The following is a 24,212-nucleotide window of genomic DNA, read 5'->3' on the forward strand; positions in this document are numbered from 1 at the left end:
AAGGTGCTAATGAGCGATACGTTGTTAAATAGTTACGCTCATTACAACCTTAATCTCTCTAAATGAATCCTGACAATCAACAACATAATACGTAACAGCACTTGGAACACCGTATAAAAGTCATATTGGGAGCAATTTGTCTGCTCATCAGTTTTGTACCAGCCCAACTGCGGGCGCAGGTACGCGTTGGAGTAGGGGTGCCCACCGAAACGCCAGCCGGTAGTGACGATTTGTTAAATTACGCCAGTCCTAAAGAGTACGAAATTGCGGGCTTGACCATGACGGGTACCCGCTACCTTGACCCAAACTCACTGGTATCGCTGGCAGGACTGAAAGTGGGGGATAAAATTCGTATTCCGGGCGAAGCAATTGGCTCATCAGTACGTAAACTGATGGAATCGGGTCTTCTGGATAACGTTGAACTGTTTGCCACGCATGCCGGAGAAGGAAAAGTAAGTCTTACATTCCATGCACAGGAGCGGCCTCGTTTATACCGGGTTAATTTCGTCGGTGTAAAAAAAGGTGAGCAGGATAATCTGAAAGATAAAGTAAAGCTCAATCTGGGTAAAATTGTAACGAACACGATTACGAAAAACACCCAGATGGCCGTCCGCAAATTCTTTGTCGATAAAGGATATCTTAATACGAAAGTTAAAATTACAACTATACCCGACAGTGCCCGTAACAATGCTACGATGCGTGTATCAGTCGATAAAGGGCAGAAAATCAAAATTGCTAAAATCAATTTTGACGGCCTTGAAGAAGTGGATGAGTCGGCGGTACGTATGAAAATGAAGGGCACGAAAGAAATGCGCTTCGGGCGACTGTTTACACCTTCTAAATTTGTGCCGAAAAAATACGAAGAAGACAAGCAGAAGCTAGTCGAGTATTATAACAAACTTGGTTACCGGGATGCCGCCATTGAGCACGATACGATAATCAATAACGGTGGCCGGACGATTAGTCTGAATATAAAACTGAACGAGGGCCGCAAATATTTCTATCGTAACGTCGACTTTTCGGGCAATTACCTGTACAAAACAGAGCAACTTCGGCAAGTATTGGGTATTACCAAAGGAGACGTTTACAATCCGGAAGATCTGGAGAAGCGAATGAACGGTAACCCTGGTCAGGATCTTAGTTCACTTTATATGGACGATGGTTACCTCTATTATAATGCCCAGCCGATTGAGCGAGCTGTAGAAGGTGATTCGATCGACCTGGAAATACGGATTTCTGAAGGAAAGCAAGCAACAATCAATCGAGTCATCCTGAACGGCAATACCAAAACCAGCGACCACGTAGTGATGCGTACTATACGCACGCTACCAGGGCAGAAATTTAGCAAAACGGCCTTAATACGTACCCAGCGCGAATTGGCTACCATTGGTTATTTTGACCCTGAAAAAATTGGTATCAACCCAGTGCCTCAAAACGACGGTACGGTAGATATTGAGTATTCGGTTGAAGAGAAGCCATCAGACCAGATTGAATTATCGGGTGGCTGGGGTGGTTACGTAGGCTTCGTCGGAACCCTCGGTCTCACGTTTAATAACTTCTCGGCACGTAACATTCCCAATCTTGGTGCCTGGAAGCCCCTTCCTGCAGGCGATGGTCAACGGGTACAGCTACGTTTCCAGGCTAACGGAAGTCAGTATCAGGTGTATTCGCTGTCGTTTACCGAGCCCTGGTTGGGTGGGCGCAAACCAAACGCATTATCAGTAAGTGCCAGCCATACGGTTTACAAGACCTTTTATGATCCGCTGAACCCATACAGTATTTATCAGAGCTTGAAAGGACGTACGCCTACTGGCTCCTACACAAATACCGCGGTGACAATTGGATTAGGTCGTCAGTTAAAAGTCCCTGACGATTATTTCTCGCTGACAAACTCACTGACGTATCAACGCTATGACCTGAATAACCTTGATTTGTTTTACATTGGTTATAAAGACGGTATCTCGAACAACATTACGTTCAATACGACTTTAGCACGTAACAGTATTGACAATCCGCAGTTTCCACGTAATGGATCGTCTTTCTCGCTGAGCGGCTCCTTTACACCACCTTATTCGGCGTTTAAAACGACTACGGAAACGACAAAGCCAGAAGAGCGGTACAAATGGGTTGAATATCACAAATGGATGTTCGACGCGAGTTGGTTTCAGACAGTATTCGGTAAGCTGGTGTTGAATGCACGCGCGCACATGGGTTTTCTGGGTAGTTATAACAAACGCACCAACATCGGTCCTTTTGAACGGTTTGTACTGGGCGGCTCTGGTCTGGCAGGTCAGGGACAATTTGCGCTGGCACAGGATATTATTGGTTTGCGCGGCTACGACGATCGTAGCGTCTATACTGCTGATTACAACCGTGTGTCTGATGCTACTACGCGTAGCCAGGGGGGCGTCGTTTACAACAAATTCGTTGCTGAATTACGCTACCCGGTTTCACTGAATCCATCGGCGACCATCTTCGTGTTGACCTTTTTGGAAGCCGGAAATAACTGGGGAAGCTATAAACAATATAATCCATTTGACCTGAAACGCTCGATGGGCTTTGGTGCCCGTATCTTTATGCCAGCCTTTGGTTTGATCGGTATTGACTACGGTTACGGCTTCGATACAATTCCAGGTGTAAAAGACAAAGCATCAGGCCAGTTCCACTTCACAATTGGACAACAGATCAGATAAGATTTAAGGGCGGTAAACGTTTTAATGAAGAAGTCTATATGAGCCCGAAATTCTTGTAGGCTTCTTCTACCGTTCCTGAAAATCAATCACTTCCTGCAAAAATGACGGGCCACGCAATGAAAAAAGCCTTATTTTTCGTACTTTTGTCCTCCGTTTGGCTAACGATTCCTGCGCAGGCGCAGAAGTTTGGGTATGTAGATACGGAGTTCATACTGAGTAAGATGCCTGAATATCAGAAGGCATTAACTGAGATCGACAAATTTGCCGACAAATGGTCGAAAGATATTCAGGACAAGTACGTTGAAATTGACAAATTGCAAAAAGCGTACCAGGCTGAAGAAATTCTATTGACCGAAGACATGAAGCGTGATCGCCAGCGTGCGATCAGTGACAGAGAACGGGAAGCGCGTGAGTACAACAACAAAGTATTCGGTTATCAGGGGCTTTTGTACGAAAAAAAGAAAGAGTTGATGAAGGTCCCGATGGATATAGTCAATCGGGCCGTAGAAAAAGTCGCCCTTCAGAGGAAACTTGATTTTATTTTCGACAAAGCATCTGACTTTACAATGATCTACACAAATCCCAGACACGATTATTCCGACTATGTAATGGAAGAATTGGGACTGGAGACTAAACCAACAGCCACAAATGGTAATCCAACAAATAAATCAACCACAAATCAAGTAATACAAACAATTAATCCGAAATGAAGAAAAATCTCGTCATGGCGTTTGCAGCAGCCTTACTTATGGGCGGTTTAAACGCACAGGCACAAGCCCCAACTGCAGCACCTGCTACGACTACCGCAGCAGCTGGCCCCCTGAAGTTAGGCTATACGAACATTGATTACGTTCTGTCGCAAACTCCTGAAGCGAAAGACATCCAAAACCAGTTAACTATTCAGCGTACGCAGTCGGAAAACGAACTGAAACGGATGCAGAAGGAGTTGGAGGATAAGTACGGTGCCTACGAAAAAGGAGCCGCCCAGATGTCGGATGTAATCCGTAAAGATCGGGAAACGGAATTGCAGGGTCTCCAGGCCCGCATTCAGGAGTTTGGCCGGACGGCTGAACAATCGCTGCAGGCGAAATACCAGCAGTTGGTAAATCCAGTGGTGCAAAAAATCCAGAAAGCGATTGATGCTGTTGCCAAAGAGAGTGGCTATCAGTACGTATTCAATCTGGATGCTGGTGCTAATACCATCCCAATTTTGCTGGTAGCACCTGAAGAAAACAATATTACCGAGCTAGTATTGAAAAAGTTGGGTATTGATCCTGCTAAAGCAGCCGCAGCTAATAAACCTGCTGCCACGGGTGGTAGCACGCCAGCCGCTACCAAGCCAGCTTCTACGAGCGCAGCAACGCCTAAAAAATAAGTAACCAGATATAAAATGGTTTCTGTACAGTCGCTTCCTGAAGCCAGGAAGCGACTTTTTTTTCTTTTGCGCTTAAAGCTAAATACCAACAATAAGTCAGTATGTATTCAGGGTATTGGCTAACTTAAGTAAATACCATCATTAACAAAGTAAATTATAAAAGACAGCGCTAATCTTAGAAAAACATAATTATATACAGATACTACCGGATTTTTTCTCAGAAAAATATCAAAACAGTCAGATAGATTTAATCTTACAAAATGTTCGGCATTAATTTTACGTTTTTCAAAACAGACCACCTCCTGATGTCGCTTATGAACCGAACTGTCGGTATACTAGTATGGATGCTTTTAACTTTTTCTGTTATTAGCACCTATGCGCAGGATTCTAAGCCAATACAATTTATATTTCCTACGCACACCAACTGGAACGTTATCCCTGAAGGCAGTACTGTACAGATTGATCTGAAAACTACGGCGCCATCGACTGATACGTTACGGTTCTCTTTTGGTTCGGATAAGCCCGAGGGTATGCGTCTTGATTCACTGGGTCATTTTAGCTGGACGCCCGGATTTGATTTAGCCGACCGAATTCAGACATCAAAAGTATATCCAGTGCGTTTTGAAGTTCGTAACCAGCGTGGTCAGACAGCAACACATACCATCGATTTTAAGGTAACGCATGTGAACCGACCACCCGTAATAGGTGAATTGCGGCCTTTCTACGTTAGTTATCGTACGCAGAATACCTATAAGCTGGAAGCTCACGATGATGACAGTGATCCAATTGTGTTTATTCCCATCGCCGACCAAATGCCGGAAGGAAGTAAACTGTCTTCGCAAGGGGAGTTTACCTGGACGTTATCGCAAAATCAGTTTAATAAAGTAAAGCAGACACCTCAGTATATTGAATTCTGGGTAGAAGACCAGCCTGCTAAAACCCGTACGAAAGGGCGCTTAAAGGTGGAGGTCACACAGATGGACCTGCCGCCTGAAATTACAGTTATTCCAGATGAGAAATACTACAAGCTGAAAGAGAATGCGACGTTAAATCTGAAATTTTACCTGAGTGATCAGAATGGAGAAGATGACGTATCAACGTTTGGGTTTCTGTCTGATAATCAGCAAATTCCAAAAAGTGCCCTCGTTAAAAATACAAATAACCAATATGAATTTATCTGGCAGCCAGGCTATGATTTCGTAAAAGATCCGTATGATTCATTACGTGCTCAGGTAACCTTTTATGTCTTGGACAAGTCGCAGAACCGGGCTGAGCGCCGTATATCATTCACAATACTGAATGCCGTGAACGAAGCTGAAAAAGACCGATATTATTACGTTCAGTATCGTCAGCTACTAGTGCAGGCCTGGGGTTTGGTAGAACAGTTAGGCGAAAAAGAAGAGCAGCTTAAACGTGATTATAAAAAAGCGAAAGGCGGTAAACGTAATCGCTCAGTCGCTAATGCCTCATTGGGCGCAATAACCGGTGTATCACCTGCTATTACAAATGGAAATCCCGATTCACAACGATTAATTTCGGCTGTTGGCGGTACGGCTGTTCTGACCATGGGGACGCTCGAAGCAACCGAAGTTATCGGTAAGTCCATGAAAGACTTACTGGATCGCTATAACTACGTATTGGGTAAAAAAGCCGAATTGCAAAACAAGGGTGACATATTTGCCCGCGAATTCTCATTAAAGTCGGCTCGACGTAGCAACGAATTCATTAAAAAAATGGATGAATTTCGGAATGTAATGAGCCTCAGCGGCCTGGTTGCGCTGGAACTGGATGCGAACTGGCAAAGCAAAAAAGAAGCAACCGATAAAGCTATTAAGCGTACGTTTAAAGATTTTACGCCATTAGAAGAGACGCAGTAGTCTGACAACAATCGATCGGTATATGTTCTATACCGATCGACGTTAATTTATCTCCTAACTTACTTCAATTGAAAACGAGGCTTCAAATACATCTCCGGCCTCTACTTGCTGGATTGCTTCTTTTTGCTCGATTGGTTTAGGGCTTCCTTCACTATCAGCACAACCTAACCAGGGCTCAATACACACGAAATCAGCTCCCGGCTTCGCCCATAAACCTAAGTAGGAAAATGCCGCATAGTTAACTACAACAGCATGGTCGTGCCGATTGCTTCGAATGGCTACGCGTCGAGAAGCCAGATTCTTAAAGACGAGCGCATCCTGATCGAATAAATGTTTCGTTAGAGGTAGGTTGGTTCCTTCTGTCGATATAACTTTCGTTTCTCCCGTAAAATAGCCTCCCGACGAGAGCATATGGGTTTCCAGTGGCTCTTCTTTCTCAAACTCAATAAAGTAGTCCTCGTAATTTTCATTCACGTAGAAAGGGACGGCAAAGGCCGGATGAGCGCCCACAGAAAAGAAAACGGTTTGCTCGTCTGTATTAACAACCCGATACGTAACGTTCAGGCGGGGGCCATCGAGTTCGTAGATAATTTGAAATTCAAATTTATAAGGAAAATGTACGCGCGTTACGGCGCTGGAACGTAGCGAGAGGATAGCGTGGGTTAATGTCGACTCCGTTGTTTCAAAAAAAGATTGACGGGCAAAACCGTGACGCTCGATAGGGTATGTTTTGCCGTTAATTAAAAGCTGATTGTTCAGGCAGCCACCCACAACTGGAAACAAGTTAGGTGCATGCCATCCCCATACAGTCGGGTTTGCCTGCCAAAGGTGTTCAATACCGCTCGGCTTATGAAGAAGGGACGTTAATTCTGCACCTTTAGGACGAATCGAAACACGCAGGAAGTCGTTTTCTAGAGTAGTCATAGCGCCAAAAATAACAAAAGCCACCTAATGTTAGGTGGCTTTTGTAAATTTAGAGGCTATCGGGAGTAGCCTCATCACATAAAATTGGTTTAGAACCGGAAGTGCGAGAACGCCTTGTTGGCTTCTGCCATACGGTGCGTATCGTCTTTCTTTTTCACAGCGGCACCTTCTCCTTTCGAGGCTGCGATGATCTCCGCTGCTAACCGGTCTACCATTGTTTTCTCACCACGCGAACGAGCGTATCGGATAAGCCATTTCATGCCTACCGCAACTTTCCGATCTGCCCGTACTTCGGTTGGTACCTGGAAGGTAGCTCCACCGACGCGACGGCTTTTTACTTCAACTGATGGCATTACGTTATTCAATGCCTTTTTCCATGTATCCAGACCGTTGTCGTTCGTACGTTTTGACACTACGTCGAGCGCGTCATAGAAAATGGAGTACGCCAGGCTCTTTTTGCCTTCGTACATCAAGTTATTTACAAATTTGGTTACGAGGATCTCTTTAAATTTAGGATCCGGTAATACGTAACGCTTGGGCGGTTTCGCCTTTCTCATGTTTGCTTCAGATTTTTGATCTTACTCTGAACGAAGCCCTTCCAACGTCCAGTTCTGATTTGATTAATGATTTATAATTGTCGATTTCGATTGTTACATCCTATATCCGCAATCATAAATCTAAATTATATTACTTCTTTTTACCTTTTGCCGGAGCGCCTTTACCTGCAGGAGCCTGACCTGGTTTCGGACGCTTAGCACCGTATTTCGAGCGGCTTTGCAGACGACCGTTTACACCAGCCGTATCGAGCGCACCCCGAACAATGTGATAACGTACCCCTGGTAAGTCTTTTACACGACCACCGCGGATCAGTACAATTGAGTGTTCCTGTAAGTTATGACCTTCGCCCGGAATATAGGCGTTCACTTCCCGGCCGTTCGTTAAACGAACTCGGGCAACTTTACGAAGAGCCGAGTTTGGCTTCTTCGGTGTCGTGGTGTACACCCGTGTGCACACGCCCCGACGTTGTGGGCAGGCGTCAAGAGCGGGCGATTTCGACTTGAATTCAAGCTTCTCGCGGCCTTTACGCACTAGTTGTTGTATAGTAGGCATTTGAATTTTGTTTACAAAAAAACAGTCTTCCCGAATTTTGAGGTGCAAAGATACGAAAAAAGTTATAAAGTTATAGGGTTGTAAAGTTATATAGTTGGCTGATGCACAGATTGCTGTCGCGTCAGCCAACTAATAACTTTACAACCCTATAACTTTATAACTACATTTATGCCTGTCCCACAGGCCCACTAAACCCTCCACCTGGAAATCGAAACGTATCATTAGGTTCGTTGATACCGCCATACGCTTCTTCATATCGGCTTATATTTTCGCGAAGAGCGTCAAGTAATCGCTTGGTATGTTCAGGAGTCAGAATAATGCGGGCTTTTACCTTGGCCTTAGGAACACCGGGCATCAGCCGAATAAAATCCAGAATAAATTCGCTGTTGGAATGAGCAATCATTGCCAGATTGGCATACACACCTTCGGCAATCTCTTCACTCAACTCAACGTCGATTGAGCCTTCAGCATTTTGTTGTTGTGAACTCATACAAATAAAACGTTTGCAATTACTGCTAACCAACACCAACTGGCGGGCAATAATTACCGATTGATCGATTGATTTTAGGTATCAACAATGAAGAGTACACAACAAACCATCTATTTGCTCACCTTATTTGATGAACCGGATGGTTAACGGATAGCGGTAATATTCTCCATTATTGGCTTTTATGGCGGCAATAATAGTGAAAATGAGCCACACTATGCCGACTATAGAAATAAGGAATACTCCGATTATAATGAACATCAACAGGAAAGAGATGGCGAAGGCAATGGCCATCGTAATCTGAAAGTTGACTGCTTCTTTGCCGTGATAATCAACGAACGCTGATTTGTCTTTTTGAATTTGCCAAATAATAATAGGCGCTACAAGACTGCCAATGCCAGTCACCAAGCCACTTAAGGCACTTAAGTGCGCCAGCATCGCCCACATACGAGCGTCTGACTCACTCATCGGAATAGGAGCAGGGTTGTAAGGAGGAGGTTGGTTTTCCATAAAAGACGGATGTGTTTTGTAAGGTAAATTGGCGTAAAATTTTGATTAACACAAGGTTAACGTAATAAATTGACGCAGGTATGGAATATTTACTGAACGTAGTTCAAACGTTGCAACCTCTCTCCGATGGCCTGAGAAACGCCTTGATAAACGCACTACGTTGTGATACGTTCCCGCGAAAGCAGTGGCTGCTCCAGCCGGGTCAGGTTTCGGATCGTATTTATTTTGTTGAAAAGGGCGTAGTACGGGGATATTATCTCAAAGATGGGCGGGAAGTAACCTCGTGGTTTATGCGCGAGGATGATTTTATTATTTCTATCGCCAGCTTTTATAGGCGTCAACCGGCCTATGAATACATTGAGTTACTGGAAGAGAGCATTCTCTGGTCGATAAGTTATGTGCAGCTTCAGCAGCTTTACCAGGATTTTCCTGAGTTCAACACCATTGGGCGACTGATTACCGAAAAGTACTACGTATTGAGTGAACTGCGCTCCCAGAATCTGCGCATGCAAACGGCCCCAGAACGCTACCAGCAACTTCTTACCGATTTTCCGGATATTTTCGGCCGCGTGCCGCTCAAATACATTGCGTCGCATTTGGGAATTTCAGCCGAAACGCTAAGTCGTTTGCGAGGCCAGCGAAATTGATATTCGTCAATGTTTTAGCCAAAATTCGCTCGTTCCTTCGGGATAGTATTTCACCTAAACCCGATCGTTATGCTGCCTGTCATCTTCAGCGTTTTCGCCTTCTGTTTTCTTCTCGAACGATTGATTCCCGGCTGGAAACTCCCCAGCGTACCAACCTGGACTATCCGCGTGCTGGCCATCAACTTTGTCCAACTAGTTGTGGTGGTGGTAGCTGGTTTTACCTGGGAAAAATGGCTCTCAGCTTATTCCGTTTTCCATCTTTCTGCTCATCTCAGCAACGTAGCAGGCGGAATCATCGCATACGTAATTGCTACGTTCCTCTTTTATTGGTGGCACCGCTGGCGGCACACGGTTGATTTTCTATGGACGCATTTTCATCAGATTCACCACAGTCCGCAGCGCCTGGAGGTCATTACGTCCTTCTACAAGCATCCGCTCGAAATGACGGTTAATTCAATAATCGGCAGTCTATTGGTTTATACGTTGCTGGGACTGAATGCGGAAGCTGGCGCGATCTATACACTCTGTACGGCGTTGGGCGAATTCTTTTATCATACCAACGTGAAAACGCCCCAGTGGGTCGGCTACATTTTTCAGCGCCCGGAAATGCATCGGATTCACCATGAATACGAAAAACACAGCCATAACTACGGCGACATTGTTTGGTGGGATATGCTGTTCGGGACGTATCGAAACCCCAAAGAGTTCAGGTCGATCTGCGGGTTTGATAACGAGAAAGAGCAGCGATTAGGCGATATGTTACGGTTTAAGGATGTGCATCGGGAATAAAAACAAAGCAGGGAAACCAGACTGGCTGATCTCCCTGCTTCCACTACGTAGCACGGATTTGGTACCTACGATAATTCGATAACCCAGTCGTCCTGCTCAACCAGAGTTCCTTCTTTTAGTACGATTTTAGTAATCTTACCTTCTTTGGGAGCCGCTACGATACTTTCCATTTTCATAGCCTCAATAACGAACAAAGGCTGATTTTTCTTGACCGCATCGCCCTCTTTTACCAGTATTTTCGTCAAACGACCCTGCAATGGAGCCCCTACGTCACCGTCTTTACCAACTTTGGCGTTCATGGCCTTCTCCACCTTCGACGCCCGGTCGCGAACTCGAACCTGGCGGCTTTGCCCGTTCAGCTCGAACGTAATGGTACGCATCCCAAACTCATCCGGTTCCGACTTGAACAGCAAGCGCACGAGGATATTTTTTCCTTCTTCGATGTTGATCAGAATTTCTTCGTTCTCCTTGAGGCCGTAGAAAAAGGCCGGGGTTGGAATGATGCTGACGTTTCCATACTGCTCGTTCGCCTTGTAGTACTCGTCGTATACCTTCGGATACATTTGATACGACAAATAATCGACGAAGCCGTCGCTGTGTGGATATTTTTCCTGAAACGTATTGAAATCAGCGTCGAAGTCAATCGGTTTTAGATGCTCATTCGGGCGGCCCGTAATGGGTTCTTCACCTTTCAACACTACGTCCTGAATCTCTTTCGGAAAACCACCAACGGGTTGTCCCAGAATCCCTTTCATCAACTCTTTTACGGATTCAGGGAAGGATAATGATTCGCCTTTTGTCAATACGTCGTCGGCGGTGAGGTTGTTGGCTGTCATGAAAATGGCCATATCACCAACAACTTTTGAGGAAGGGGTCACTTTCACGATGTCGCCGAATAACTGGTTGGCTACCGAGTAGTTTTTCTTCAGCGTCTCGAATTTGTCGCCCAGTCCCGTAGCAATCGCCTGTGGTTTCAGATTCGAATACTGACCACCCGGAATTTCGTTTTCGTAGACTTCCGCGCTTCCCGCTTTCATTCCGGATTCGAACGGATAGTAATACTCCCGGACATCTTCCCAATAATTTGAATACGCATTCAGCGATGGCAAATTCATGGAGCACTCTCGCTCGTGCCCTTCCATCATAGCCACTACAGAGTTGAAATTCGGTTGAGATGTTAAGCCCGACAAAGCGCCCAATGCACAATCAACGATATCGACACCGGAATCAATCGCTTTCAGATACGTAGCGGCCTGAATACCAGCCGTATCGTGCGTATGTAGGTGAATCGGAATGCTTACCGCTTTTTTCAACTCACTGACCAGCACTTCGGCAGCTAAGGGTTTCAGTAAACCGGCCATGTCTTTAATCGCCAGCAAATGAGCGCCCTCATCTTCGAGCTGACGAGCCATGTCCAGATAGTACTGAAGCGTGTATTTGTGCTGGTTCGGGGAGAGTACATCACCTGTGTAGCAGATGGCGGCTTCGCAAAGTGCATCGGTACGTTCGCGGACGGCCTTCATGCTCACTTTCATGGCTTCTACCCAGTTCAGCGAATCGAAAATCCGGAACACATCAATCCCGGTTTCCCACGACTTCTCCACAAACTTTTCGATCAGATTATCCGGATACGCTGAGTAACCCACCGCGTTTGAACCACGGAAAAGCATTTGCAGAAGCATGTTCGGCATCGCTTCGCGCAAGGCCGCCAGGCGCTTCCACGGACTTTCGTAGAGGAAACGCATCGATACGTCGAACGTAGCGCCACCCCATACTTCCATCGAAAATAATTCTGGATGATTTTTAGCAAATCCTTCCGCTACTTTCTGTAAGTCCTGCGTCCGAACCCGGGTTGCCAGCAGCGATTGATGCCCATCCCGAAACGTAGTGTCCGTATACAAAACGCATTTTTGGTCGCGTGTCCACTGGACAAACTTGTCGCGGCCCAACTCTTTGAGCCTGTCACGGCTTCCTGTTGGATAAGGGCTGTACGTATCGAAAGGTGGTACGACAGGCGTGCGAAATACTTTTGAATCGTCTTTCTTTTTGACTTCAGGATTGCCATTGACAATTACGTCGGCGAGGTAATTTAGTACGCGCGTCGAACGATCCTGTGGTTTGCGGAAGTCGAAGAGTTCAGGATGCGTTTCAATAAAGGATACGCGCGCTTCGCCCCGCTGGAAAATAGGATGGCTGATTACGTTCTGGAGGAAACCGATGTTGGTTTTTACGCCCCGAATCCGGAACTCGACCAGAGCCCGCATCAGGCGTTGCGTAGCGCCTTTGAGCGTACGTCCCCGCGCTGATACCTTCACGATCATTGAGTCGAAATAGGGCGAGATTTTCATGCCCGCGTAGCTGCTACCCTCATCAAGCCGAATACCGAAGCCGGCTGCGTTCCGGTAAGCGGTAATGGTTCCAAAATCAGGTTTAAATCCGTTTGCCGGGTCTTCTGTCGTAATACGGCACTGAATTGCGTAGCCGTTGAGCGGAATCTCGTCCTGATGGTTGATGTAAATGCCGTTGTCGGAAAGCTGATACCCCATCGCAATCAGAATCTGCGTTCTGACAATATCAATGCCCGTCACTTCTTCCGTAATGGTGTGCTCAACCTGAATCCGGGGATTTACTTCAATGAAATAGATATTCTCGTTCTTATCGACCAGAAACTCCACCGTTCCAGCATTCGAATATTTTACGGCCCGGCCTAGTTGAAGCGCGTAATCGTACAGTTTATTTTTAGTTTCCTGCCGCAATCCAAACGACGGGGCTACTTCCACCACTTTCTGGAAACGGCGCTGTACGGAACAGTCACGCTCGTAAAGATGGACGATGTTACCGTGCTGATCACCAAGTAACTGCACTTCGATGTGCTTGGGATCTTCGATGAATTTTTCGAGGAAAATCGTGTCGTCGCCGAATGCGTTACGTGCTTCGTTTTTCGCTTCGGTAAAGGCTTTCGGGAAATCTTCGGTATTGCGAACGACGCGCATACCGCGCCCTCCGCCACCGGCTGCGGCTTTTACCATGACCGGGAAACCGATACGTTCAGCTTCGCTCAGGGCAAACTCCGGCGACATATTTTCTTCCCGCGAATCCGGAATAAGGGGGACACCGGCGGTTGTTGCCAGGTTTTTGGCCCGTACCTTATCACCCAAAGCGTCCATGGCTTCTGGAGAAGGGCCAACAAAAATGATTCCCTCTTCCCGACACCGCCGAGCCAGTTTTACGTTTTCCGATAAGAAACCATAACCCGGATGAATAGCATCGATTTTATGGCGCTTGGCGAGTAGAATAATTCCCTCTACGTCCAGATACGGTTTTAAAGGGTCTTCATCGCGACCAATCTGATATGCTTCGTCGGCTTTATAGCGGTGAAGCGAGTAACGGTCTTCATACGTGTAAACAGCAACAGTGGTAATACCTAACTCGGTGGCAGCCCGCATAATACGGATAGCGATTTCACCCCGGTTTACGACAAGTAAGCGTTTAATTGGTCGGATGTACTCTTTCATAATTTTCAACAAAAGCTGCTTTGAGATATAAGCGCTCCAAAGAGCATAGCAAGATTGTTGAAAATTTTGAAAAAGTTGCCATCAAAAATACAATCAATAGAAAAGGCAGTTTTTTCGAGGAATATTACAGGGGTATATTACCTATTTGTGTCCTGTTAATTTGGCAGGCTGTACAGCAAATTAGTAGCAGCAATAAACTAGTTTAAATACTGTTGTAAAAAAAAGTCTAAAATGTGTGACCGTATTGCGTAGCGTTCGTCTAAAGCGCCAATTCGCAATCGTTCGCTAATTGGGTTTGAGATGCTGATTGGCAAACTCAATGAACTGGTCTAGCGAAGCCGGATTACGCAGTGTATCCTTGCTGGTTGCCAAAGACACGTCAACGCCCGACAGTATTTTCTTAATTGGCGTTTCTACTTTTTTGCCGCTGATTGTGTAAGGAACGTCTGTGATGGAATAAATGGCATCAGGAACATGGCGGGGGCTAAACTGACTACGTAGCGTCTGTCTGATTGAAGAAATTAATTCGTCGTTCAGCTTATAGCCGTTTTTCAGCACGACAAACAGAGGCATAAAATACTTGCCACCCGGTTGTTCAAGACCGACCACCAGACTGTCAGCAATTTCGGGGAGGCTCTCAACGGCGCTATAAATTTCGCTAGTTCCAATACGGACGCCATCCCGGTTGAGTGTAGCGTCGGATCGACCGTAGATAATAACGCCGTTACGTTCGGTAATACGTATATAATCGCCATGCCGCCAGACGCCCGGATACTCGTCAAAATAACTTTTTCGGTAGCGTTTGTTATCGGAGTCATTCCAGAAATAAATCGGCATGGAAGGCATCGGGTCCAGAATGACCATCTCACCCAATTCCCCCCGGACGGGCTTACCTTTTTCATCGAATGCTTCGACGTTGCTACCCAGCAATCGACACTGAATTTCGCCTTCGTAGACAGGCAGCAGCGGATTCCCGCCAACAAAACCACTGCATATATCTGTACCACCGCTGAACGAAATCAGCCAGACATTCGATTTGACATCGTCATAGATCCAGCGGAAACCTTCAGGAGGCAGCGGTGAGCCCGTTGAACCAATGGTACGTAACGATGGCAATCTGAACAGATCGTTGGGCTTTAGTCCAGCGCGTAAACATGCCATGTAGAAGGCGGCTCCACCCCCAAAATGCGTAATACGTGCCTCCTCCGCAAGTTTCCAGAGTACATTCAGATCAGGATATCCTGCTGAGCCGTCATAAATAACGAGCGTAGCACCGACCAGCAAGGAGCCAACGGCAAAATTCCACATCATCCAGCCAGTCGTAGAGTACCAGAAATATCGTTCGCCAGCGCGTACGTCCTGATGGAGGGCGAGCACTTTCATGTGCTCAAGCAGGCAACCACCCACACTGTGCGTAATCGCTTTGGGCTTTCCGGTTGTTCCGGATGAGTACAAAACCCAGATTGGATGCTCAAACGGAACCGGCTCAAACGTTAAGCCGTCGGGCGCTGGCGTTTTTAGTACGTCCTGCCAGAGAAAACTAGTCTGTAAAACAATACCGGCAGGCTCGCTATTACGGCTTAGATAGGGTATCCAGATTACGTGGTTCAGGGTTGGTAACTGCGCACATAGTTCCATTAGGCTTTCTGTTTTATCGACAGGTTTTCCGTTATAGGTGTACCCATCGGCCACAATTAACACCTTCGGTTCTATCTGCTGGAAGCGGTCAACAATGCTGGACGTACCAAAATCAGGTGAACAACTTGACCAAACCGCACCAATCGAATTGGTGGCCAGGAAAGACACCACAGCTTCTGGAATATTGGGCAGTACGGCCACCACCCGATCGCCTATACCAACGCCCTGTTCCCGAAGATGCGCGGCTACGGCAGCAACCTGTTGCTCCAGGGTAGTCCACGATAGCATGGATAAACCTTGCCGTTCTGAGGCAAAAAGCAGGGCGGGACTATTGCGCGACTGGGCAGTTTTATGGCGAAAAATGTGTTCGGCGTAGTTGAGCGTTGATCCGATAAACCACTCTGTACCAATCATATCCTCATCCGCTGGTCGATAGATAACCTGTTGATACGGCGTATGACTTTGTACATCGAAAAACTGCCAGATGCTCGCCCAGAAATCTTCCAGATCGGTTACCGACCAATCCCACAAATCGTCATAATTGCGAAAATACAACCCTTTTTTGACGAAAAGCCAGTTAAGATACTGTCTCAGTAAGGATTGATCAGCCGCACGGCGGTCGGGTGTGTAAAGGGGGGCAAGTGTTGGGCGAGGCATATTTGTTAAGTCGACAGTCGATAATGAAAAGTCGTTAGTGTGTACAGGTTGCCTGATGACTCCTGACTATCGACTAACGACTTTAGGCCGCTGCGGATTGTTTTTGTAACAAAATGCGTTTCGATAAAACAGATATAATGGGGTTACATTGGAAAACTCTACCTTTGCATCCCTCTTTACCGTTATAGCAATAAGAACGCTGACAATCAGCACTATTTTTATCTAAAAAAGTACATCTTACTGTATTTTTCCATGAATCAGGATTCAGAACAGAATGACTCCCGCCGTGATGGTGAGCCGCTTCGGCGAACGGGTCGTTCCTTCGACCGTCGGGATGACGGCCGAAACTCAGAAACTCCACGTTTTAATCGTAGCCGCAACGATGATTCGGCTGGCCGTGGAGAGCAGCGTAACGTCCCCAACCGGTTCCGCCGTGATGAGGATTCCGGCGCGGGAAATCGGGATAGCAGACCCCCTCGTTTTAATAGAGAAGGTGGTTTTCGGAACAACGAACGTAGTAATGATGAACGTCGTCCGCGTTTTGAGCGCGACGATAGGCCAGATTTCAAACGGGACAATCGTTCAGGCAACGATAGACCTCGTTTTAACAGTGATCGGCGTGATAACCGTCAGGATGATTCGCGGCCTCGCTTTGACCGGAGCGACCGTTCGGAAACACCGAGCTACCGTCGCGACGATCGTTTTGGGCGCAACGAAGAATCGTCCCGTTTTAATCGTAACAATGATCGGTTTGACCGTAACGTAGATCGGTTCGGGAATGAGCCGAACCAGCGATCGGAACGTTTTCCAAAACGTAATGACAGCGAGCGCCCACGTTTTGATCGGGACCGTTCCGAAGAACGTAGTAACCGGGAGGATCGGCCTCGTTTTAATGCAGATCGTCCCCGGACCAATGATCAGTACAATAGAGGAGAAAACCGCTCGGAGCGCACTGGCCGGAACGACCGATTTGCGGATAATAATTTCCGTCGGGATCGTGACGAACGTAGTGAACGACCATCGCGCTTTTCGGGAGAACGTAGCGACAGAGGGGACAAACCCGCTTTCAAACGAGTTGGAGGCTTTAATCGTGAGGCCGACGAACGAAATAAGAATCGATTTGACAACAACGATGAGCCACGTAGTGGAGGTCGCCGGGAATTCCGAAGTAAAACGTCACGCGATGAGAGCTGGTCAGGAGAATCCAAATTTTCAGGTCAGCAACGTAAAGATTCCAGCGATCGGCGCACGGGTAAATACACCAAATCGCCAAACTATAATCTGGAAGACGCGCGCAGCTATGATTCTGTTAAAAAGAGTGCACCGAAGGGGAAGCGTAGCGATTACGAAGGCGATTCTGATAAACCCAAACGTACAGCGTCCAGTGATGGATTAACACGGCTCAACCGGTACATTGCCAATTCGGGGGTGTGTTCGCGTCGGGAAGCCGATGAACTGATTGCCCGGGGCGATATTTCCGTAAATGGCAAAGTCGTGACCGAAATGGGCTATAAGGTGAAGGAAGGCGATCGGGTGAAATATGGTACGAAAGTGCTCAATCCCGAACGTTTCGTGTACGTACTGCTGAATAAGCCGAAAGATTACATCACGACAACGGAAGATCCGGAGGAACGTAAAACCGTAATGGAACTGGTGGCCGATGCGGGTAATTTTCGGATGTATCCGGTCGGGCGTTTAGACCGTAATACGACCGGCTTGTTGCTGCTGACGAACGATGGCGAACTGGCTGATAAACTGACGCATCCCTCGAACAATATCCGCAAAATCTATCAGGTCGAGATCGACAAGCCGATTACCGATGAGCACTTCGAAGCTATCAAAAAAGGCATTGAACTTGAAGACGGACCGATCAAACCCGATGCGTTGAGTATTGTTACGCCCGACGCACAGGTAATTGGTATTGAAATTCACTCAGGACGTAACCGCATTGTTCGTCGAATATTCGAACACTTCGGTTATGAAGTAACTAAGCTCGATCGTACTACGTATGCTGGTTTGACTAAGAAAGAACTGCCCCGTGGCAAATGGCGCTTCCTTGACCCGAAAGAAGTTGTAAAGCTGAAATACTTCAATTAAGTCATACTGGGTTTTAAAACTGAAAGGGCGAAAACCAATACTGGTTTTCGCCCTTTCAGTTTTTATCGCTTACTCACATACCGATTCCCTTTTATATAGTAGCGATACGGTAAATCAACGCCTTGCGTTATGCCGATCCGTGTGGTCGTAACCATGTCGAAGTCGTGCAAAACAGGACCGCGTATGTAAATCTCTCCCGTCACCAGAGACGTAGCGTTGTGAATTTGCCGGTTAATTCCCAGGGCAATCGTGAGTTTACCGGGCCCATTCGCCAGATTCCGTTGTCCATCGGCCGTTTCAGCATCGATGGTGTTGTTACGATAACGCTCAAAGCCCGTTTTAAACGCATCGTTACGTCGGTTAGCCATTAATTCCAATCCTTCGGTTGGCTCTAATGCCCGAATCAATACCGCTTCGCCCACGCCTTCGGGGCCCGTTACCAAATTGATGCAATTGTAGTGATTATAAATCTGATACACATAAAGTGTTCCGGCCGGACCAAACATGGCAGCGTTACGTACTGTCTGTCGCCGGTAAGCATGACAGGCAGGATCGCCTGTGAGGTAGCCTTCCGTCTCGACGATTATACCGGCTGTTGTACCTTCCACACTATCATGCACCAACTCGCAGCCGAGTAGTAATTGGGCCAACGTCAGCGTATCATGTTGTTCGTAAAAGCTAAGCGGAAATCTGGACATGACTGTTTAAATCACGTTCATGGTTTGTTCCTTTATCTTCTCCAGCTCGTCTTTCATCTGCACAACGTAGCGCTGAATCACCGCGTCGTTAGCTTTAGAACCGATGGTGTTAATTTCGCGACCAATTTCCTGCGAGATAAAATTTAGCTTTTTGCCGTTCGCTTCCTCCGTAGCCAGCACCTCCAGAAAGTAGGTAAGATGGTTTTTGAGCCGCACTTTTTCTTCTGAAATGTCGAACTTCTCAACGTAGTAAACGAGCTCCTGTTCGAAGCGATTCTGATCGAACGTTTCGCTGTCCAGTAATTCTTTGACGGAGTTGCGCATCCGGTCACGGACGGCGGGTATTCGCCGGGTATCCTGTTCCTCTACATCGACCAATCGGTCGGAAATGATCTGAATATATTCCTGAAATTTACTTTCCAGTACAGCGCCGTCCTGCCGCCGAAATGCATCACACCGCCGAATCGCTTCCTGCACAGCCGCCTGAACCGTAGTCCAGTCGGACGTATCAGCCGTCGTATCAGCCGGTTCGGTGAGGTAAGCATTAGGCTGTTGTAAGGCCAGCTGCAACACTTCGCCGTCCGGAATACTCATAAGCATGGTATTTGCCGTTTCTTTCAGGTCGTTGACATAAGCAGCTACCAGCGGGCGGTTGATTGTTACGCCCGGTCGAATGGCATTGGTGCGGATGAGGTTAAGCGAAAGCTCAACCTTACCCCGTTCTAACTGATGCGTCAGCAGGGCACGTAGTTCAATCTCTTTATCGGAAAACTGGCGGGGAATACGGCAGTAAATATCTAAAAATTTAGAATTCAGCGTTTTGACTTCAGCCGTTACCGATAAGCCATCTGCTTCTACTGTAGCATTGCCGAAGCCAGTCATTGATTTTAACATGTATAATGAAGTTGTAGAGTTAGAGAGTTGTAGAGTTAGAGAGTTGCAGAGTTGTACAGTTGCTGGATGCGTCAGCCAACTTTATAACTGTACAACTTTATAACGCTACAACTCATCGAAGGGCGCCCGCTTCCAGTTCCAGATATTCTTTCCGGTTACGTGCTACGTCGATAGCGGTGTAAATGGCTTGCAGCATGGAGGTTTCGTCGGCCATGTCCTTTCCGGCTATGTCATAAGCTGTACCGTGGTCGGGAGAGGTTCTAACGGCGGGCATACCGGCTGTGAAGTTGACGCCTTCCTCAAACGCAATCGACTTAAATGGAATCAGTCCCTGATCGTGATACATAGCCAGCACGGCATCAAATTTTTTATAGCTGCGTGTGCCAAAGAAACCGTCGGCAGGGTAGGGGCCAAATACCAATTGGCCTTTGCTACGTAAGTCGTTCAGTAATGGCTTAATCACATCATTTTCTTCATTGCCCAGCAAGCCTTCTTCGCCCGCGTGCGGGTTCAGGCCAAGAACGGCAATTTTAGGTTTTTCAATACCGAAATCCTGCTGGAGCGACTGCATCATCAGGCCTAGTTTCTGCGCAATACGTTCCCGTGTTACGTTCTGCCGGACGCGGCCCAGCGGAATATGCCCCGTTACAACGCCAACACGTAGCGTTTCGCTCACCATAAACATCAGATTGTCCGGTACGCCAAACTCCTGAGCCAGATATTCGGTATGCCCGGGGAATTTAAACTCGTCCGACTGGATGTTGTATTTATTGATCGGTGCTGTTACCAGCGCATCCAGTTTTCCGGCTTTCAGATCGTCAACCGCTCGTTGTAAACAGGCAAAAGCCGCCTGACCTGCTTCGGGCGTTACGCGTCCGGGCTGAATTTCCTGATTCTGGTCAGGCCAGCAGGTAATGACGTTCGTTAATTTATGACTGATCTGGCCGATACTCTGAGCGCCGTTGAGGTTCCAGTCCTTCATATTCAGCAGATTGCGGTATCGGTTTAGGATACGCATTGAGCCATAAATGACGGGCGTACAGATTTTCTGCAAACGGTTGTACTGCAACGCCTTCAGAATTACTTCAGGGCCGATGCCATTATAATCGCCCAGCGAAATACCGATGACCAACCGATCTTCGCTACGCCCGGGCTGTTCGGCCGGAGGGTTGTTCGGCTGCCCTGCATCCCGGACCGCTGCTTCATTCGCTACAGACTCACGTGGTTGGGTCCGGTTCTCATTGTTCGCACGCTCGCGATCCGGGCGACCATTTTCTCGCTGACGCGCTTCGGTAGGACGTTGCCCATTATTTTGCTGCCGATTCTCGCGCTGATTGCCTCCCTTCTGTCCGTTGTTACGTTCATTGTTTTGCTGATTCTCCTCCGGTCGCTGTTCTGCTGACGTAACCTCTGCTACGTTCGTATTCGGCGTGCTAGCCTGTCGGTTGTTACGTTGCGGTGCGTTTTGCTTAGGGGCAACGGGTTGGTTCACAGGTGGTTGGCTCGCCGGTTGTTGCGAGTCGGGCGTTCGGTTGTTAGCTGGCTGTATGTCGGCCACTTCCCCAGTTGTCTGGCTATTATCTTGCTGACTTGGTTCGTCGGGTTGGCGTTGTTCCATGCACTTTTTGTAGTTTCGCCAAAAAATGAATATTGGATTATGAAGAATGAATATAGACGGGTTGAATCGAAGTTAAGAGCGTCATTAGCCATTATCTAGTGTTCATTCCCCATTATTCATTAGTTAATATAGCTGCAAGTTACGAAAACCTACGGATGTCCCAGAATCACCCCTCTATTCTAATTGCTGATGAGATGCATACGTCCCTCTTTGGCATGCTCGACAAAGCAGGCTTTACTTATGTTTATCAGCCCAAAATCACGCGAGCGCAGTTAATGGACCAGCTTACTCCCTTCCAAGGACTGATTATTCGGAGTAAAACAACGGTCGATGAAGAATTACTAACCATGGCTCCAAACCTGCAATTTATTGGCCGGGCTGGAGCCGGGCTCGATTTAATTGATCTTGATGCCGTAGAAAGACGGGGCATTCGTGTGTTTCATGCAGGCGAAGGGAACCGGGATGCTGTGGCCGAACACGTTGTCGGAATGCTGCTGGCTTTGCTGGCCAATATTCTGAAAGCTGACCGGGAGGTTCGTCAGGGCATCTGGGATCGGGAAGGCAACCGGGGCTACGAACTAGGCGCATTAACGGTAGGTCTGATCGGTTATGGTAACAATGGAAAAGCAACCGCCCGCCGACTCAGCGGATTTGGCTGCCAAGTGCTGGCTTACGATAAGTTTCTGACGAATTATGGCGATACGTTCGCTACGGAAGCATCAATGGAACAGATCATGGCTGAAGCTGACGTAGTAAGCCTGCATATTCCTCTGACCGATGAGACGCGGATGATGGTCGATGATACGTTCATCGAAGAAATGTCGAAACCCTTTTATCTGGTCAATATCGCCCGTGGCGAAATTGCTTCACTGACCAGTATTGTACGTGGGCTGGAAAAGGGAAAACTGCGAGGTGCCTGTCTGGATGTGCTGGAAAATGAAAAACTTGCCAAACTGACCCCCGATCAGCAAACCGCTTTCGACTACCTCCGCCAATCGGACCGGGTGATCCTGACACCACACGTAGCGGGCTGGACGCACGAAAGCTATGTACGTATCAATGAGGTGTTGGTAAGGCAGTTGGCAAATCAGGCATAAGCTTTTCAGCAAAACGTACCGATTAACGATGCGTTACCGCTATGCTTGTTTTTCAAGGGTTTATTACCGTGAAGGATGTCGCTTCGGTGGTAAGATTGGTCAGGTTCGTGATACGTAGTGGTCCTGTCTGGGCATCTGCCGGGACACGGACCCACCGCTCTGTTTCAGTATTTTTGCCATCATCGACGGCCGGAGAAGCCGCGCCCCAAAAGAAAATTTTTGCATCCTGTAGATAATTTCCCTGAATGACTACGCGCTGGCCGACTTGCGCTCTTGTCGGGAGAACGGACGAGACCGTTGCCTGCTGAACGATCACCAGCGGAACGGTTGTTGAACCCATGCCTGCTCGATTGACTACTGAGACCAGACCGGTGGTTGCATTTTCGGGAACGCCAACCACTATTTTGCTTCCTTCCGTACGGTCAAGATATGTGGTTGAAATACCATTGAATCGGACTTCCGTTACGCGATAAAGGTCTTTGCCCGTAATGGTAACAAACTGGCCACGCAATTGCCGCGTCGGCGCAACCGTAATGGCCGACGGCGCTATGTAAACAAACAAAGGGTCTATACTGCTGAAGTTACCTCCCAGGCTGCTGACGGAAACACGAACGGGGCCTGACGAAGCTGGGGTTGGCACGACAACTTCGAGCTGAGTATCGCTGATAACCCGGAACGTAGCGATAAAATTACCGATCGTTACGCTACTGACGGCCCCTAAATTGCGGCCTTCCACAATTACTTTGTCACCGCCTATGGCGTCTTGAGCTAGCACGCGGGCAATAATTGGAGCCTGAAAAATCTGAAGCGTATCGGTGCTGGTAGCTATTAATTTTTCAAAAACAGTTACCGTTACTTTGCCCGACGTGGCTTCGGCTGGTATAATGGTGCGGATCTCAGTATCCGTTATCGTTGTCTGAGCTTTTTCTGTTGGTTTTCCATTAACCTGAACCTGTCCATCCAGCAGATTCGTCCCTTTGATGATCAACTGCGCTCCAGGTTTTGTTTTTAAAGGAGATAAACTGGTGATCTGGGGCGTTCCGGCTACTATGAAATCACTATTATATAAGCCTCCTTTTGTTTCTATGGTTAGAAATACTGGGCCTCTTGGTACGTTAGGTGGAACGAGCACGGTTAATTTTTGAGCGACGCTATCCTGTATGACCGCATCAATATCGGCAAACCTTATTCGTCTGATCTGATTAAGAAAATCTCCTGTTATTACAACTGGCGTACCTGACAGGCCATTTTTGGGCGCTACGTCTGTTACAACAGGGCCTGGTTGCCTGGCCGTAAATGGGAGTGGGTCGGTGATTCCCTGATCATTTTGGACACGAATTTGTGTAATACCGGGAGTAATGTAAGGTATTTTCACTTTTATCGTCTTATCATCACTGCTGATAACCGACGCCGATACTGCCGACGTGCTTACGCCGAATAGTACGGTAGGATTAGAACCAAACTGATGTCCCGTCAAGATAAGCTCATCCCCCACACTGGCCTCTCTTACTGATAAACCCGTAAGTTCAGGCGGGTTGCTCTTAAGCCGACAACCTGATTCACCAAGTAAAAAAAGAAAGAGAATA

19 protein-coding genes are annotated in these 24,212 nt (G+C 47.3%); 8 read left to right on the forward strand and 11 right to left on the reverse strand.

The window, feature by feature from the left end; translation table 11 throughout:
- The first annotated feature begins 101 nt into the window (after positions 1-101).
- From bamA to ACOJS8_RS02240, 4 genes are all read left to right on the forward strand, one after another.
- On the forward strand, positions 102-2,693 hold the full coding sequence (gene bamA, locus ACOJS8_RS02225) for an outer membrane protein assembly factor BamA (RefSeq protein ID WP_420146896.1): 2,592 nt from the start codon (positions 102-104) through the stop codon (positions 2,691-2,693).
- A gap of 116 nt (positions 2,694-2,809) precedes the next feature.
- Positions 2,810-3,403: an OmpH family outer membrane protein gene (locus ACOJS8_RS02230; protein WP_420146897.1), complete on the forward strand. Its 594-nt coding sequence runs from the start codon at positions 2,810-2,812 to the stop codon at positions 3,401-3,403.
- A complete protein-coding gene (locus tag ACOJS8_RS02235; RefSeq protein ID WP_420146898.1) occupies positions 3,400-4,068 on the forward strand; it encodes an OmpH family outer membrane protein in 669 nt (222 codons plus the stop codon). The genes ACOJS8_RS02230 and ACOJS8_RS02235 overlap by 4 nt, the downstream gene beginning before the upstream one ends.
- A gap of 314 nt (positions 4,069-4,382) precedes the next feature.
- Entirely contained in the window at positions 4,383-5,945 is a 1,563-nt protein-coding gene (locus ACOJS8_RS02240; RefSeq protein ID WP_420146899.1) for a hypothetical protein, read from the forward strand.
- 54 nt (positions 5,946-5,999) lie between these two features.
- Here the strand turns inward: ACOJS8_RS02240 and ACOJS8_RS02245 are convergent, their stop codons facing one another.
- The 5 genes from ACOJS8_RS02245 to ACOJS8_RS02265 all read right to left on the reverse strand — a co-directional run bounded on the left by ACOJS8_RS02245 (position 6,000) and on the right by ACOJS8_RS02265 (position 8,976).
- Positions 6,000-6,869, reverse strand: coding sequence for an aldose 1-epimerase family protein (locus ACOJS8_RS02245; protein ID WP_420146900.1), 870 nt, complete (start codon positions 6,867-6,869; stop codon positions 6,000-6,002).
- An 89-nt stretch (positions 6,870-6,958) separates the two neighbouring features.
- Positions 6,959-7,426: a 30S ribosomal protein S7 gene (gene rpsG, locus ACOJS8_RS02250; RefSeq protein WP_420146901.1), complete on the reverse strand. Its 468-nt coding sequence runs from the start codon at positions 7,424-7,426 to the stop codon at positions 6,959-6,961.
- Between the two features lie 130 nt (positions 7,427-7,556).
- The gene (rpsL, locus tag ACOJS8_RS02255) at positions 7,557-7,979 is read right to left on the reverse strand and encodes a 30S ribosomal protein S12 (RefSeq protein ID WP_171741633.1); all 423 of its coding nucleotides are present in this window, start codon (positions 7,977-7,979) and stop codon (positions 7,557-7,559) included.
- A 166-nt stretch (positions 7,980-8,145) separates the two neighbouring features.
- Positions 8,146-8,469 (reverse strand): DUF3467 domain-containing protein, encoded by a 324-nt coding sequence (locus ACOJS8_RS02260; RefSeq protein WP_420146902.1) that lies wholly within the window; start codon positions 8,467-8,469, stop codon positions 8,146-8,148.
- Between the two features lie 123 nt (positions 8,470-8,592).
- Positions 8,593-8,976: a DUF4870 domain-containing protein gene (locus tag ACOJS8_RS02265; RefSeq protein WP_420146903.1), complete on the reverse strand. Its 384-nt coding sequence runs from the start codon at positions 8,974-8,976 to the stop codon at positions 8,593-8,595.
- An 80-nt stretch (positions 8,977-9,056) separates the two neighbouring features.
- Between ACOJS8_RS02265 and ACOJS8_RS02270 the strand changes: the two genes are divergently transcribed.
- Both ACOJS8_RS02270 and ACOJS8_RS02275 read left to right on the forward strand, forming a co-directional pair.
- Positions 9,057-9,623 carry a Crp/Fnr family transcriptional regulator gene (locus tag ACOJS8_RS02270; protein ID WP_420146904.1) on the forward strand — a complete coding sequence of 189 codons (567 nt, stop codon included), beginning with the start codon at positions 9,057-9,059 and terminating at the stop codon, positions 9,621-9,623.
- Between the two features lie 69 nt (positions 9,624-9,692).
- Positions 9,693-10,412: a sterol desaturase family protein gene (locus ACOJS8_RS02275; RefSeq protein ID WP_420146905.1), complete on the forward strand. Its 720-nt coding sequence runs from the start codon at positions 9,693-9,695 to the stop codon at positions 10,410-10,412.
- A 65-nt stretch (positions 10,413-10,477) separates the two neighbouring features.
- Here the strand turns inward: ACOJS8_RS02275 and ACOJS8_RS02280 are convergent, their stop codons facing one another.
- Together ACOJS8_RS02280 and ACOJS8_RS02285 are read right to left on the reverse strand one after the other, a co-directional pair.
- The gene (locus ACOJS8_RS02280; protein WP_420146906.1) at positions 10,478-13,927 is read right to left on the reverse strand and encodes a pyruvate carboxylase; all 3,450 of its coding nucleotides are present in this window, start codon (positions 13,925-13,927) and stop codon (positions 10,478-10,480) included.
- Positions 13,928-14,212: 285 nt separating this feature from the next.
- On the reverse strand, positions 14,213-16,222 hold the full coding sequence (locus ACOJS8_RS02285; protein ID WP_420146907.1) for an acetoacetate--CoA ligase: 2,010 nt from the start codon (positions 16,220-16,222) through the stop codon (positions 14,213-14,215).
- 252 nt (positions 16,223-16,474) lie between these two features.
- Here ACOJS8_RS02285 and ACOJS8_RS02290 point away from each other — a divergent pair, with 252 nt between their 5' ends.
- The gene (locus ACOJS8_RS02290) at positions 16,475-18,319 is read left to right on the forward strand and encodes a pseudouridine synthase (RefSeq protein WP_420146908.1); all 1,845 of its coding nucleotides are present in this window, start codon (positions 16,475-16,477) and stop codon (positions 18,317-18,319) included.
- Between the two features lie 62 nt (positions 18,320-18,381).
- Here ACOJS8_RS02290 and ACOJS8_RS02295 read toward each other — a convergent pair whose 3' ends face one another.
- The 3 genes from ACOJS8_RS02295 to pdxA all read right to left on the reverse strand — a co-directional run bounded on the left by ACOJS8_RS02295 (position 18,382) and on the right by pdxA (position 21,529).
- Positions 18,382-19,017, reverse strand: coding sequence for a DNA-3-methyladenine glycosylase (locus tag ACOJS8_RS02295; protein WP_420146909.1), 636 nt, complete (start codon positions 19,015-19,017; stop codon positions 18,382-18,384).
- Between the two features lie 6 nt (positions 19,018-19,023).
- Positions 19,024-19,911 carry a YicC/YloC family endoribonuclease gene (locus ACOJS8_RS02300; RefSeq protein WP_420146910.1) on the reverse strand — a complete coding sequence of 296 codons (888 nt, stop codon included), beginning with the start codon at positions 19,909-19,911 and terminating at the stop codon, positions 19,024-19,026.
- A 112-nt stretch (positions 19,912-20,023) separates the two neighbouring features.
- Positions 20,024-21,529 (reverse strand): 4-hydroxythreonine-4-phosphate dehydrogenase PdxA, encoded by a 1,506-nt coding sequence (gene pdxA, locus ACOJS8_RS02305; RefSeq protein ID WP_420146911.1) that lies wholly within the window; start codon positions 21,527-21,529, stop codon positions 20,024-20,026.
- A gap of 155 nt (positions 21,530-21,684) precedes the next feature.
- On the opposite strand from pdxA, the gene ACOJS8_RS02310 reads away from it, so the two are divergent.
- Positions 21,685-22,626, forward strand: coding sequence for an NAD(P)-dependent oxidoreductase (locus ACOJS8_RS02310; protein WP_420146912.1), 942 nt, complete (start codon positions 21,685-21,687; stop codon positions 22,624-22,626).
- A gap of 52 nt (positions 22,627-22,678) precedes the next feature.
- On the opposite strand, the gene ACOJS8_RS02315 is transcribed toward ACOJS8_RS02310, so the two are convergent.
- Positions 22,679-24,212 (reverse strand): IPT/TIG domain-containing protein (locus ACOJS8_RS02315; protein ID WP_420146913.1); only part of this gene is annotated, 1,534 nt, incomplete at its 5' end.

Source organism: Spirosoma sp. (genome assembly GCF_048594605.1).
GTDB lineage: Bacteria > Bacteroidota > Bacteroidia > Cytophagales > Spirosomataceae > Spirosoma.

What these genes read in the sequence shown, in the direction of transcription:
- ACOJS8_RS02240 (WP_420146899.1), top strand. Translation starts at nt 4,383, where the DNA reads ATGAACCGAACTGTCGGTATACTAGTATGGATGCTTTTAACTTTTTCT.
- ACOJS8_RS02235 (WP_420146898.1), top strand. Translation starts at nt 3,400, where the DNA reads ATGAAGAAAAATCTCGTCATGGCGTTTGCAGCAGCCTTACTTATGGGC.
- ACOJS8_RS02280 (WP_420146906.1), bottom strand. Translation starts at nt 13,927, where the DNA reads ATGAAAGAGTACATCCGACCAATTAAACGCTTACTTGTCGTAAACCGG.
- ACOJS8_RS02310 (WP_420146912.1), top strand. Translation starts at nt 21,685, where the DNA reads ATGTCCCAGAATCACCCCTCTATTCTAATTGCTGATGAGATGCATACG.
- ACOJS8_RS02290 (WP_420146908.1), top strand. Translation starts at nt 16,475, where the DNA reads ATGAATCAGGATTCAGAACAGAATGACTCCCGCCGTGATGGTGAGCCG.
- rpsL (WP_171741633.1), bottom strand. Translation starts at nt 7,979, where the DNA reads ATGCCTACTATACAACAACTAGTGCGTAAAGGCCGCGAGAAGCTTGAA.
- rpsG (WP_420146901.1), bottom strand. Translation starts at nt 7,426, where the DNA reads ATGAGAAAGGCGAAACCGCCCAAGCGTTACGTATTACCGGATCCTAAA.
- ACOJS8_RS02270 (WP_420146904.1), top strand. Translation starts at nt 9,057, where the DNA reads ATGGAATATTTACTGAACGTAGTTCAAACGTTGCAACCTCTCTCCGAT.
- ACOJS8_RS02230 (WP_420146897.1), top strand. Translation starts at nt 2,810, where the DNA reads ATGAAAAAAGCCTTATTTTTCGTACTTTTGTCCTCCGTTTGGCTAACG.
- ACOJS8_RS02285 (WP_420146907.1), bottom strand. Translation starts at nt 16,222, where the DNA reads ATGCCTCGCCCAACACTTGCCCCCCTTTACACACCCGACCGCCGTGCG.
- ACOJS8_RS02295 (WP_420146909.1), bottom strand. Translation starts at nt 19,017, where the DNA reads ATGTCCAGATTTCCGCTTAGCTTTTACGAACAACATGATACGCTGACG.
- ACOJS8_RS02260 (WP_420146902.1), bottom strand. Translation starts at nt 8,469, where the DNA reads ATGAGTTCACAACAACAAAATGCTGAAGGCTCAATCGACGTTGAGTTG.
- ACOJS8_RS02300 (WP_420146910.1), bottom strand. Translation starts at nt 19,911, where the DNA reads ATGTTAAAATCAATGACTGGCTTCGGCAATGCTACAGTAGAAGCAGAT.
- pdxA (WP_420146911.1), bottom strand. Translation starts at nt 21,529, where the DNA reads ATGGAACAACGCCAACCCGACGAACCAAGTCAGCAAGATAATAGCCAG.
- ACOJS8_RS02265 (WP_420146903.1), bottom strand. Translation starts at nt 8,976, where the DNA reads ATGGAAAACCAACCTCCTCCTTACAACCCTGCTCCTATTCCGATGAGT.
- ACOJS8_RS02275 (WP_420146905.1), top strand. Translation starts at nt 9,693, where the DNA reads ATGCTGCCTGTCATCTTCAGCGTTTTCGCCTTCTGTTTTCTTCTCGAA.
- ACOJS8_RS02245 (WP_420146900.1), bottom strand. Translation starts at nt 6,869, where the DNA reads ATGACTACTCTAGAAAACGACTTCCTGCGTGTTTCGATTCGTCCTAAA.